General features: G+C 62.3%; 15 protein-coding genes. 11 read left to right on the forward strand and 4 right to left on the reverse strand.

Annotated elements, in window-relative coordinates; translation table 11 throughout:
- Positions 1-20: 20 nt before the first annotated feature.
- The 5 genes from EOA19_RS09725 (at position 21) to EOA19_RS09745 (ending at position 5,286) form a co-directional block, all read left to right on the forward strand.
- Entirely contained in the window at positions 21-1,148 is a 1,128-nt protein-coding gene (locus tag EOA19_RS09725; RefSeq protein ID WP_023813236.1) for a sugar ABC transporter substrate-binding protein, read from the forward strand.
- A 79-nt stretch (positions 1,149-1,227) separates the two neighbouring features.
- A complete protein-coding gene (locus EOA19_RS09730; RefSeq protein ID WP_128303430.1) occupies positions 1,228-2,775 on the forward strand; it encodes a sugar ABC transporter ATP-binding protein in 1,548 nt (515 codons plus the stop codon).
- Positions 2,772-3,752 carry an ABC transporter permease gene (locus EOA19_RS09735; RefSeq protein WP_128303431.1) on the forward strand — a complete coding sequence of 327 codons (981 nt, stop codon included), beginning with the start codon at positions 2,772-2,774 and terminating at the stop codon, positions 3,750-3,752. Before EOA19_RS09730 ends, EOA19_RS09735 begins: the two co-directional genes overlap by 4 nt.
- Complete coding sequence (locus EOA19_RS09740; protein WP_127295464.1) at positions 3,749-4,735, forward strand: ABC transporter permease; 987 nt, start codon at positions 3,749-3,751, stop codon at positions 4,733-4,735. The genes EOA19_RS09735 and EOA19_RS09740 overlap by 4 nt, the downstream gene beginning before the upstream one ends.
- Before the next feature lie 2 nt (positions 4,736-4,737).
- Entirely contained in the window at positions 4,738-5,286 is a 549-nt protein-coding gene (locus tag EOA19_RS09745) for a gluconokinase (RefSeq protein WP_023813232.1), read from the forward strand.
- On the opposite strand, the gene EOA19_RS09750 is transcribed toward EOA19_RS09745, so the two are convergent.
- Both EOA19_RS09750 and EOA19_RS09755 read right to left on the reverse strand, forming a co-directional pair.
- Positions 5,281-5,511 carry a hypothetical protein gene (locus EOA19_RS09750; RefSeq protein ID WP_023813231.1) on the reverse strand — a complete coding sequence of 77 codons (231 nt, stop codon included), beginning with the start codon at positions 5,509-5,511 and terminating at the stop codon, positions 5,281-5,283. The two genes, EOA19_RS09745 and EOA19_RS09750, sit on opposite strands and share 6 nt — an antisense overlap.
- 113 nt (positions 5,512-5,624) lie before the next feature.
- A complete protein-coding gene (locus tag EOA19_RS09755) occupies positions 5,625-6,530 on the reverse strand; it encodes a LysR family transcriptional regulator (protein ID WP_023813230.1) in 906 nt (301 codons plus the stop codon).
- Positions 6,531-6,649: 119 nt separating this feature from the next.
- Here EOA19_RS09755 and EOA19_RS09760 point away from each other — a divergent pair, with 119 nt between their 5' ends.
- Together EOA19_RS09760 and EOA19_RS09765 are read left to right on the forward strand one after the other, a co-directional pair.
- The gene (locus tag EOA19_RS09760) at positions 6,650-7,072 is read left to right on the forward strand and encodes a DoxX family protein (protein WP_023813229.1); all 423 of its coding nucleotides are present in this window, start codon (positions 6,650-6,652) and stop codon (positions 7,070-7,072) included.
- A 43-nt stretch (positions 7,073-7,115) separates the two neighbouring features.
- The gene (locus tag EOA19_RS09765; RefSeq protein WP_023813228.1) at positions 7,116-7,985 is read left to right on the forward strand and encodes an NmrA family NAD(P)-binding protein; all 870 of its coding nucleotides are present in this window, start codon (positions 7,116-7,118) and stop codon (positions 7,983-7,985) included.
- Between the two features lie 120 nt (positions 7,986-8,105).
- On the opposite strand, the gene EOA19_RS09770 is transcribed toward EOA19_RS09765, so the two are convergent.
- Positions 8,106-8,555 (reverse strand): Rrf2 family transcriptional regulator, encoded by a 450-nt coding sequence (locus EOA19_RS09770; RefSeq protein WP_023813227.1) that lies wholly within the window; start codon positions 8,553-8,555, stop codon positions 8,106-8,108.
- A gap of 256 nt (positions 8,556-8,811) precedes the next feature.
- Positions 8,812-9,798, reverse strand: coding sequence for a sulfate ABC transporter substrate-binding protein (locus EOA19_RS09775; RefSeq protein WP_023813226.1), 987 nt, complete (start codon positions 9,796-9,798; stop codon positions 8,812-8,814).
- Positions 9,799-10,051: 253 nt separating this feature from the next.
- Between EOA19_RS09775 and EOA19_RS09780 the strand changes: the two genes are divergently transcribed.
- The 4 genes from EOA19_RS09780 to EOA19_RS09795 all read left to right on the forward strand — a co-directional run bounded on the left by EOA19_RS09780 (position 10,052) and on the right by EOA19_RS09795 (position 11,645).
- Positions 10,052-10,333, forward strand: coding sequence for a DUF1778 domain-containing protein (locus EOA19_RS09780; RefSeq protein WP_023813225.1), 282 nt, complete (start codon positions 10,052-10,054; stop codon positions 10,331-10,333).
- Complete coding sequence (locus tag EOA19_RS09785) at positions 10,333-10,818, forward strand: GNAT family N-acetyltransferase (RefSeq protein ID WP_128303536.1); 486 nt, start codon at positions 10,333-10,335, stop codon at positions 10,816-10,818. The genes EOA19_RS09780 and EOA19_RS09785 overlap by 1 nt, the downstream gene beginning before the upstream one ends.
- Before the next feature lie 155 nt (positions 10,819-10,973).
- Positions 10,974-11,246, forward strand: coding sequence for an antitoxin (locus EOA19_RS09790; protein ID WP_128303537.1), 273 nt, complete (start codon positions 10,974-10,976; stop codon positions 11,244-11,246).
- A complete protein-coding gene (locus EOA19_RS09795; RefSeq protein ID WP_023813222.1) occupies positions 11,247-11,645 on the forward strand; it encodes a type II toxin-antitoxin system VapC family toxin in 399 nt (132 codons plus the stop codon).
- Position 11,646 lies beyond the last annotated feature (1 nt).

Raw genomic sequence — 11,646 nt, forward strand, 5'->3', positions numbered from 1 at the left:
TGCAATCGGGAGGATTATCGATGATCAAGTCACTTGTTGGTGGCGTCGTTGCCGCCACTGCATTCGTCATGCTCAATTCGGCCGCCATGGCCGCCGGACCCGAAATCGTGTCGGGTCCCGCCGCTCAGGCGGACTGTTTCGCGCCGTGGAGCGCGGAGACCAAATTCTTCAAATATCCCAAGAAGGAAGGGCCGTTCCGCATCGCCTTTGCCAATGGCTATATCGCCAATACCTGGCGCATCCAGATGGTGCAGACGGCCAAGGCCTACGCCGCACAACCTGAAGTCAAAGCCAAGATCAAGGAGTTCAAGGTCGTCTCGACGGGCGAGGACGTGCCGGCGCAGATCTCGGCGATCAACAATTTCATCGATTCCGGCTATGACGCCATCGTCACCGACGCCCAGAACCCGACGGCCTTCGGTCCAGTCATCAAGCGCGCCAAGGAAGCCGGCATCGTGCTGGTCGCCTTCGACAACATCCTCGACACCAAGGACGCCATCAACGTCAATGTCGATCAGAAGGGCCTTGGCGAATTGTGGGCCAAGTGGCTGGTCGCCAAGATACCGAACGGCGGCAAGATCCTGGAAGTGCGCGGCGTCGCCGGCACCTCCGTCGACACCGATCGTCACAACGGCATCCACGAGGTCTTCGACGCGTCCGGCAAGAAGTGGGACGTGACCGAAGTCGCCGGCAAATGGGATGACGGCGTGGCACAGAAAGTGACCGCGGATGCGATCGCCACCAACGGTCCGTTCGACGGCATCACCGGGCAGGGCGGCGACACCGGCATCGTGCAGGCGATGATCGACGCCAAGCATCCATTCGTGCCGTTTGGCGGCGAGACCGAGAACGGCTTCCGCAAGTTCTGCGCAGCGCATTCGGCCGACGGGCTGAAGTGCTCGTCCGCAGGCTCGGGTCCGGCTCAGGTCGCCGTCGCCATCAAGACCGCGATCGCCGCACTCGAAGGCGAGGTGGTGCCACAAGAGGTGAAGCTGCCGCTGGCGATCGCCGAAGACCCGAACTTGAAGGAAGGCACGGATTATTTCCCCAAGGAATCCGATAATTTCTTCGTCGGCAACTCCTTCCCGACCTGCGGCATCAATTTCAGCGCCCAGGAAATCATGGGTCAGACCAAGGAAAACCAGTAAATCATCGCTGGCTGTCACCTGGCGCCGCGGCTTGAGCCGCGGCGCTTGTCTCAATCCCACAATCGCCCTGGGAGGGCCGATGGACGGTGCGGCTCCGCTCTTTCGTATGGAAGGCATATCCAAGCGCTATGGCGGCGTACGTGCGCTGGAGCAGGCCGAGCTTGTCGTCGAAGCCGGCAGCATCCACGCCATTCTCGGTGAAAACGGCGCCGGCAAATCGACGCTGATCAAGGTCATGGCAGGTGTCGTGGCGCCCGATGAGGGCCGCATGACGCTGGACGGGCGCGAGGCGACCTTCGCTTCTCCGGGGGCCGCCAACAAGGCCGGCATCGTCTGCATCTTCCAGGAACTGTCGCTGGTCCCTGAACTCAGCGTGGCCGACAACATCGTCATTTCCGATCCCCCCAAACGCTTCGGCATGATCGACCGCAAGGCGCAGCGCCGCATCGCCGAAGAAGCACTTGCTCGCGCCGGCGCCGCCGACATCCACCCGCTGGCGCTGGTCAAGGACCTGCCATTGTCGCGCCGCCAGATGGTCGAGATCGCCAAGGCATTGGCACGCAAGCCGCGCATCCTCATCCTCGACGAAGCGACCTCCGCGCTGACCGCCGCGGATGTCTCGAGGATATTCGCGGTGCTGAAGCGGCTGCGCTCGGAAGGGCTGGCGCTGCTTTACATCTCGCACCGCATGAACGAGATCGCCGAACTGGCGGATCAGTGCACGGTGTTCCGCAACGGCCGCAATGTCGCCAGCTATGCAGCCGGCTCGAAGAGCGACAATGAGGTGGTCGAACTGATGATCGGCCGCGAATACAGCCATATCTTTCCGCCCAAGCCGGCGGCCGTGCCTGCCACCGCGGCCCCCAGGCTCGAGGCCCGCAAGCTCTCATGGGCCGACCGGCTGCACGATATCTCGCTGACCGTCAGGGCAGGTGAGGTGGTCGGCCTTGGCGGCCTCGACGGCCAGGGCCAGCGCGAATTGCTGCTCGCCTTCTTCGGCGTGCTGCGGGGCCTCAGCGGCCAGATCCTGATCGACGGCAAGCCCGTTTCGATCACCAGTCCATCCGTTGCGCGCGACGACGGCATCGGCATGGCGCTCATTCCCGAGGACCGCAAGACCGAAGGGCTGATGCTGCCGATGACGGTGCGCGAGAACCTGTCGTTCGCGGCGCTCGACCGGCTGTCGAAAGCCGGTATTATCGATCGCGCCGCCGAGCAGCGGCTGATCGACGACATGGTCGGCCTCTTGGCGATCAAGACGGCGGGCCTCGACATTCCGGTCGGCGCGCTTTCGGGCGGCAACCAGCAGAAAGTGGTCATCGCCAAATGGCTGATGCGCCAGCCGCGCATCATCCTGCTCAACGATCCGACGCGTGGCATCGACGTCGGCACCAAGCAGGAGTTGTACCAGCTGATGCGCAAATTGGCCGACGCGGGTGCGGCGATCCTGTTCTACTCGACCGATTATGACGAACTGATCGGCTGCTGCGATCGCGTGCTGGTGCTCTATGACGGGGCGGTCAAGCGCGAGTTGGTCGGTGCCGAGATCACCGAGCGGGCGCTGATATCAAGCGCGCTCAACATCCATGGCGAGGAGAGCCCAGTGGGCCTGGGAGCAAGCGCGTGAAAGATTGGCGCTACTGGCTGGCCGAGCAGCGCGGAACGCTGCTGGCGTTCGGCATCTTCATCGTCATGTTCGTCATCTACACCTCGAACCATCCGGCGGGCTTCACCGCCAATGTCGTGCAGACGGCGTCGAACAAGGGTGTGCTGCTCGCCTTTGTCGCCATGGCGCAGACGCTGGTGGTGATCACCGCGGGCATCGACTTGTCCGTCGGTATGATCTTCCTGCTCACCAACTGCCTCGCCTCCTGGCTGGTGGTCGGCACGCCGATGCAGGCGACGCTCGGTGTCATCGCCGTGCTGGCGGTAGGGCTGCTGTGCGGCGCGATCAACGGCGCCATCGTCATCTATGGCCGGCTGCAGCCGATTGTCGCCACCATTGCCACGGGGGCCGTCTATTACGGCATCGGCCTTTTGCTGCGGCCATTCCCGGGCGGCTCGGTCAATGAGGATCTGGCCGATGCGCTGACCGGCCGTGTGTTTGGCGTGGTGCCGGCGAGCCTGGTCGTCCTGCTGGCCGTCGTGCTGGTGATCTGGGTGCCGTTCAGCCGCTCGGTGCTCGGCCGCGCCGCCTACGCGGCGGGCTCATCGGAGACGGCGGCCTACATGTCGGGTGTGCCGATCCGGCGCGGCAAGTTCGCCGCCTACACGCTGGCCGGCCTGCTGGCGGCGATCGGCGGACTGTTCCTGACCTTCTTCACCTATACGGGTGAAGCGGCCTATGCCAGCGGCAACTCCTACACGCTGTTTTCGATCGCCGCCGTGGTGCTCGGCGGCGTTTCGCTGTTCGGCGGCAAGGGCAGCGCCATCGGCGCCATCTTCGGCGCACTGGCCTTCCGCACCATCGGCGACCTGTTGTTCGTCTTCGATTTCGATCCGCTCTGGCAGCCGCTGTTCCAGGGCGTTATCCTGCTGGTCGCCGTCAGCCTCGGCGCCTTCGCCCTGTTTCGGGTCCGCAACCGGCTGGAGTGGTTCCTGTGAGCGAAACGACGCTTGGCGGCATTGCCGGCCGCATGCCCAGATTCATCCGCCGTGCCGATCCGGCGGTGCTGACGGCCTTTGCCTGCATCGTTCTCTTGCTGTTCCTGGGCAGTCTCTATTCCAGAAGCTTCCTGTCGCCTGAATATCTTCTGCAGCAGCTCAAGGTGGCTTCATTCCTCGGCGTCATCGCCACCGGGATGATGCTGGTCATCCTGCTCGGTCAGATCGACCTGTCGGTGCCGTGGGCGGTGGCGGCGGGCGCCATGATGGCCTGCGCTGCGGCGGCCTACGGCCCGGTCGGCGTGGCGCTGGCCATTCCGTTCGGTATTTTCTGCGGCATGCTGATCGGCGTCGTCAACGGCATCGGCGTCGCCTATCTGCGCATCCCCTCGATGATCATCACATTGGCCACCAACGCCGTCGCGCAAGGGCTGATGGTGGTCTACACTGGCGGCTTCTCGCCGCAGGATTCGGCGACGGGCGCGATGCGCTACCTGGCGACCGGCTTCGCCATTCCGGGCGTGCCCAACGCGGTCATCATCTGGGCGCTGATCGGAGCCGCGATGGTGTTCGTGCTGACCCGTACCAGCTTCGGCCGCACCGTCTACGGCATCGGCAACCGCGAGCGCGCGGCCTATCTCTCCGGCATCGACACACGGCGCGTGGTGATGATCGCCTTCGCCGTCTCCGGCGGGCTCTCGGCTTTCGGCGGCGTGCTTCTGGCGGGCTATGCCTCCAAGGCGGCGCAGTCGATGGGCGACGCTTATCTGCTGCCGTCGATCGCCGCGGTGGTGCTTGGCGGCACCTCGATCCTGGGCGGACGCGGCTCTTATCTCGGCACTGTCGCCGGTGTCATCCTGATCACGCTGCTGCAATCCATCCTGTCGGTCATGCAGATGCCGGAGGCGGGGCGGCAGATCATCTATGGTGTCGTCATCGTCGCCATGCTGCTGCTCTACGGCCGCGCGCCGGCAAGCCGCTGACAGTGGATGAAAAGGCAGCACAGGCGCCAGCGGGCGCTCCCGGCTCGGTGTCTCCGGCCATCGTGGTGATGGGCGTCGCCGGCTGCGGCAAGTCGGCCGTCGGTATTGCGCTGGCGGCCGCGCTGCGCGTTACCTTTATCGAGGGCGACAGGCTGCACCCGCCGGAAAACGTCGCACGCATGGCAAGCGGCGAACCCCTTACCGATCAACTGCGCGAAGGCTGGCTCAACGCGATCGGCGAGCGCATCGCGGAGTCGGTGGGCGGCCGACAGGGCGTGGTTGCCGCCTGCTCGGCACTGAAGCGCAGCTACCGCGACCGGTTGAGCGGCTTCTGCCCGGAAATCGTCTTCCTCTATCTGGAGATCGACCCTGCCACGGCCAGGCAGCGTGTCGGCAACCGCAAGGGCCATTTCATGCCGGCAAGCCTGGTCGACAGCCAGTTCGCCATCCTCGAGCCGCCGGCAGTGGAGGAGCGGGCCCTGACGCTCGATGCGACGCGCCCGGTCGGTGAGCTCGTCGCTGCCGCGGTCCGACTGATACGCCGGTCATGAACTTTCATCGTCAGTGCCGATGCCGGTGCTGTCCTGGGCCTCGGTCAGCCGCTGCCGGCGGGACCACGTCAGCATCTGCTCGGGGTAGAGCCTCAGCGCCTCCAGCAGGCGGTCACGCTTGAGCAGGATGTAGTGAGCCTGCACGGCCATGTTCTTGGCGCCATCCCTGGCGGTGTCCGTTGCCGGGGTGACAGACGCCTCCGGCGCCAGCGCGGGGCTGAGCACGGCCCGGTACTCATGTCCGTGCTTGAGCCGGCGCCCGCGACGCCGGACCGCCGATCGGCAGACACAACTTCAGAAATGTTGATTTCGAGGGTCGGACGAAGATATTCGTGTCGCTATTCCATATATGGCGTCAGCACATCTTCGATCCATTTCATGAATGCGCGGACTCGGCGCGACAGATTGCTCCGATGCGCAACGACGAGGGACACGGCGAGCGCCCGGCGACGAAAATCGGGTATGATCTCGACAAGCGCTCCACTCTCCAAGTATCGGCCAATGCCCAAGAGTGGCGCCTGAATCACACCAAGGCCGGCGAGGGCGGCGGCTTCGTAGGTCTGCGCGCTGTTGACGTGTAGCCCACCTGGCAACTGAAGCGTCGCGTAGCTGTCGCCGTCCGGATATTCCCATCCATAGGGTCTCGCGCCCAGCACCGTCGAAAAGTGAATTGTCCTATGTTCCTGACGCCGGAGATCTTCCAGCGACCGAGGGACGCCATGGCGCGCCAGATAGGCGGGGCTGGCAGCGTTGGCCATGCGCAACAGGCCCAGTGGGCGGGCAATCAGCGTCTCGTCCCGAATGGGTCCAAGCCGCAATACACAATCGAACCCCTCTTGAACCAGATCGACTTGCCGATCCGTACTCGACACCTCCAGCTCCAACTCGGGGTGCGCCGCCATGAAATCCGGCAAGGCCGGCACGATCGTTGTGCGCGCCACTTCGGTTGGAAGGTCGACCCGCAAACGCCCGCGAAGTGCCACGCGATCGCCGGCGAACATCGAGTGCAGATCATCGACTTCAGCAAGCAGATCGCGGGCACGGGCATGAAATGCGCGTCCGTCTTCCGTCAACCGCACGCTGCGCGTCGTCCGGTGCAGGAGCCTGACACCGAGATCTTCTTCCAGCTTCCGGACCGCCGTTGAGGCTCTCCCCTTTTGGATGCCCAGGCTGTCGGCTGCGCGGGTGAAGCTCCCCATTTCCGCTACCGTTATGAAAATGAGGATGGGTTCGAGATTTTGCATTTTCGTGCCCCGGTATTGTTTCCCGAAAAGAGAACAGTCGGTTCATTTCCTCGGTGTTTATCACGTCTTGGGGGCACAGTAAGCTTGGAACATGGGATCTTCCCAATGGAGAATGACAAGTGTCGGAAACCGTGAACCTGCATCAGACACCTGAAACTATGACCTTGCATCGCGCCCTGTGGGCCGGCCGGATAATGAGCGCGTTTGTCGTTATCGCTTTGATGGCAGACGGCACTGTTCAGCTTTTCGCGCCGGCACGGATCGCGAGCATGTTGCAGGAAACCGGGTTCGCGATGGACCTGACCGGTGTCGTGGGTCCGATCATACTCGCCTGCGCCATCCTCTATGCCATCCCGGTCACCGCCGTCCTCGGCGCGATCCTGGTGACTGGCTTTCTGGGAGGTGCCATCTGCGCCCATCTCCGCATCGGTGAGTTGGGGTCGCCGCCGGAAATCATTTCCCTGCTTCTGGGCGCGATGACCTGGGGCGGCCTCTATCTGCGCGATCCCCGTATCCGGGCCATTCTGCCGCTCATCCATTGAACCAACAGGGGCAGCTCTGTCCCTAAACATCAGGAGAAAACACATGTTCTTAGTAATGGGAATCACGGGAAACGTGGGCGGCGCGACGGCAAGGCATTTGCTAGCGCAAGGCAAGAAGGTGCGCGCGCTGGTTCGCGACCGCGAGAAGGCGTTGAGCTGGGCGAACCGGGGCGTGGAGCTCGTTGACGGCGATTGGAACGATTCGGCAGCCATCGAGCGAGCGCTCGAAGGCGTCGAAGGCGCGTTCGTCATGCTGCCCCCTGTCTGGGCGCCTTCGCCCGATTACAAGGAAGCAAAGGGCGTGATTGCAAGCTATGTCGAGGCGCTCACCAAGACAGCGCCGCCGCGAGTGGTTGCGCTTTCGTCTATGGGGGCGAACAGAACCAGCGGGCACGGGGTAATCGCGGCCTTGTCGCTTCTGGAGCAAGGTTTTCGCGACCTGACATCGCCAGTTGCTTTTGTGCGCGCAGGCGGATTCTTCGAGAATTTTCTTTTCGGGTTGCAGGTCGCGCAGGGCGGAACGCTGCCGGCTTTCTACAATCCGACAAACCGGAAATCGACAATGGTCGCGACGAACGACATCGGCGCGGAATTCGCAACGCTTTTGACCGGGCCAATGTGGTCAGGGCAGCGCATCGTCGAGCTTGGTTCGATGGTCAGCGCGGACGACGTCGCCGAGCAATTGGGCGAAGTCCTGAATCTCGACGTGAAAGCCTTTGCAATCCCGCGTGCGGGGTGGGCGGAGGCGCTCGAGCAATTCGGCATCCCGAAGGGCCACAGCGGACCTGCCGAAGAAATGTACGAGGCCGTGAATGCGGGATGGATGGACCTCGGTGTGGCGGGTACGGAGCACGTGGCGGGTACGACGTCCGCACGCGATGTATTCGAGGCTGCGTCCAATTTGAACGGGTAGGCCAAACTGTATGGGGTTCTCCTGTGATTTCAGGTCTTCGCAACCCGGGATTTGGAGAACTCCCTCTTCAATGGAAGAATCTCATGTCTGTCTGAGCGCGGTCAGCTTGCAGTCGGTGGTTTAGATCTGCGACGTCAGCTCGACCGGAAAATCGTCATTGTCCGCATCGCGCATGGCGGCGAGGCTGCGATTGTCCAGCACCTCGGCGATAGCCTGCCGCACCTCCAGCATCATGTGGCGGACCTGGCAGGTCGCCTCGTCGCAATCCTCGCAGCGCTGATACTGCGTGCGGCTGGCGCAAGGGATCGGCGCCAGCGGCCCGTCAAGCACGCGCACGACATGGCCGATCTTGATTTCGGAAGCCAACCGGGCAAGGCGGTAGCCGCCTTCCTTGCCTTTGCGGCTCTGGACGAAGCCGGCATTGCGCAACTCGCCCAGGATGGCATCGAGGAATTTCTTCGGGATATTGTTGGCCACAGCGATGTCATTGACGAAGGCCAATTGGCCGGCCGGCAGGCCAGACAGATGCACGAGGGCCTTGAGGCCGTATTTGCCTTTTTTTGTCAGCATGCCCAGATCAACCCATAAAAGCCCCAACCACTCGCATCTGCCGGCTGTTTGTGTGCAAATAATGACGTCTTCGCCCTGCGATGATGTTTCGCAAACAGCCACCAAATTGCACGTTAGGCATAAACGCGTTGATTCTTTGTAACGTTTTGCACTGAGAAGGCGGATATTCTGCTGATAACCAGGTTTTCGGCGTTCAAAAACGAAAAAAGCCGGCAGGGCGCCGGCTTTTCCGTCTACTCCGCAGATATCGCGGCCTTCAGCGGCTGCCGTAGGTCTGGTCGAGCAGGCCGCCAGCGGCGAAATGCTCTTTCTGTACTTTGTCCCAGCCGCCGAAGACGTCTTCCACCGTCAGCAGCCGGATATCGGGGAAATCGGCCTTGTATTTTGCCGCCACAGCGGCGTCGCGGGCTCTGAGGCCGTTGCGGGCGGCGATGTCCTGGCCCTCCGGCGTGTAGAGGAAGTCGAGATAGGTCTTGGCCAGATCGCGCGTGCCGTGCTCGTCGGCAACCTTGTCGACGATCGCGACGGGGAATTCGGCCAGCAGGCTGACCGAAGGCGTGACCTGCTCGAACTTGCCGTCGCCATACTCCTTGCGAATACCGCGCGTCTCCGACTCGAAGGTGATCAGCACATCACCGATCTCGCGCTGCACGAAGGTGGTGGTCGCGGCGCGGCCGCCGGTGTCGAAAATCGGCACGTTGTTGAACAGCTTGGTGATGAACTCCTTCACCTTGGCGTCGTCGCCCTTGAAGGCCTCCTTGGCGTAGGCGGTGGCCGCCAGATAGGTGTAGCGCGCATTGCCGGAGGTTTTCGGATTGGGGAAGATCACCTGCACGTCGTCGCGCACGAGATCGTTCCAGTCCTTGATATGCTTGGGGTTGCCGGCGCGTACCAGGAAGGACGGCAGCGAATAGAAGGGCGAGGCGTTGTCGGGAAAGTTCTTCTGCCAGTCTGCCGACACGAGGTCCTTCTTGACCAGGAAGTCGATGTCGGTGACCTGGTTGAAGGTAACGACATCGGCGCCAAGGCCCTCGGCGATGGCGCGCGCCTGCGCCGAAGTGCCGGCATGCGACTGGTCGACGGTGACGCCCGGATGCTGAGCGATGAAAGCCTTGTTGACCTGCACGAACAGTTCGCGGCCGACATCATAGGATGCGTTGAGCAGTTTGTCAGCCGACCAGGCCGGGGAGGATGCGAGGAACAGGCCGGCGACGGTGGCAAGCCCGAGGAAAAATCGCTTCATGAAAACAGGCTCCGATGCAATGTGTTTATGGTCGGACCATAGCCGGGGTGCGTGGTGTGCGACGAGGCATGGGTCCGGGGATCAATGCATCGCTTCTAGAAAACCTATCCCCGGAATAGAAGGTTCGTAGTTTTTTCTTTCAAGTGCGACTTCGCCTCGGTGGACGCCGATCGTTCCAATTCGTTTGACTGTTCCGAAAAAAGATACACATTGTGTATGCAGGTGTGCTACGGGAGCGACAAGGAGCGCTGCCATGACAAAGACCACACCCGAGACCCACGCCAAGCCTGTCAATCTGCGCATCCGAGAGGATGTGCGCATATTGATCGACCGTGCTGCGAAAATACGCGGGAAGACCCGCTCCGACTTTATGATCGATGCTGCATATCGTGCGGCCGAGGACACGCTGCTCGACCAGGCACTGATCAAGGTGGATCCCGAGAGCTATCGGCACTATCTCGACATCCTCGATGAGACGCCAAGCGGTGAAGGTTTTGCACGCCTTATGAACGTGCCCAGGCCGTGGCAGGGATGATACTATCGGCGCCCGCGCCTCTGGCCGAAAATCACGATCTCGACCTTTTTCGAAGCGGGACGGAAAGTCTCGACCAATGGCTTCGCCTGAGGGCGCGAGCCAACCAGGTCAGCGGCGCGTCGCGTACCTATGTGGTGGCGGAAGACGCGCGCGTTGTCGGTTATTCCTGCCTCTCTTCGGGCGGGCTTGATCTCGCGCAGGCACCCGGCGCCATTCGTCGCAACATGCCTGATCCCATTCCGATGGTCGTGCTCGGGCGTCTTGCCGTCGACGCGGGCTGGCAAGGCAAGGGGCTGGGTGCCGCGCTGCTGCAAGACGCCGTTTTACGGGCAGGTCGCGCCGCGACGATCCTCGGGATTCGCGGGATATTTGTTCATGCCATATCGGATGAGGCGAAAGCCTTTTACGAACACTACGGTTTTGCGGCTTCGCCGAAAAACCCAATGACCTTGGTGCTGTCGCTGAAAGGCGTGACGAAAGGATAGTCGTGTCGCTCGAAGCATGAATTAAGCCGACCGCCATCAGACCGAAACGTTCCGGGGTGCGATGGCAGGCGATGTCTCCTGTGCCGAGTTTTCCCGGGCCTTGCACCGTGGCGCTGTTTGGCATATACAAATGGCATATACAAAAGAGCTGCAACATGCCCCAGAACCGTCATTCAACAACGCCGCCCAAGGAGGCGAAGCTGTTTCGCAACAACCGCAGCCAGGCGGTGCGCATTCCTGTCGAGTTCGAGCTTCCCGGCGAAAAAGTCCTGATCAGCCGGGAAGGCGATCGTCTTGTCATCGAGCCGGTTCGCAAACCTGGCCTCACCGCGTTGCTCGCCCAGTGGGCGAAAGAGCTGCCGCTCGATCCTGAAGACGACTTCCCCGAGATCGACGACACGCCAGTCAAATCCGAGGACATTTTCTAGATGCGGTTCATGCTGGATACGAACATCATCAGCGACATGATCCGAAACCCGGCTGGCAAGGCCGCGAGGGCAATGTCGCGCGAGGGAGATGACGCGGTTTGCACCAGCATCGTGGTCGCCTCGGAATTGCGATATGGCTGCGCCAGGAAGGGATCGGCCAAGCTGCTCAAGAAGGTTGAAGACTTGCTGGCCGAGATTCCTGTCTTGCCGCTCGATGTGCCGGTGGATGCCGAGTATGGCGGACTTCGCGCCGAGCTTGAAGCGGCAGGCCAGACCATTGGCCACAACGATCTTTTTATTGCCGCTCATGCCTGTGCATTGGGCGCCACGCTGGTGACCGCCAACACGGGCGAGTTCAACCGGATCAAAGGCCTGAAGGTCGAGAACTGGCTGGCGTAGC

This window comes from Mesorhizobium sp. M7A.F.Ca.US.010.02.1.1 (assembly GCF_004023085.1).
Classification (GTDB): Bacteria; Pseudomonadota; Alphaproteobacteria; order Rhizobiales; family Rhizobiaceae; genus Mesorhizobium.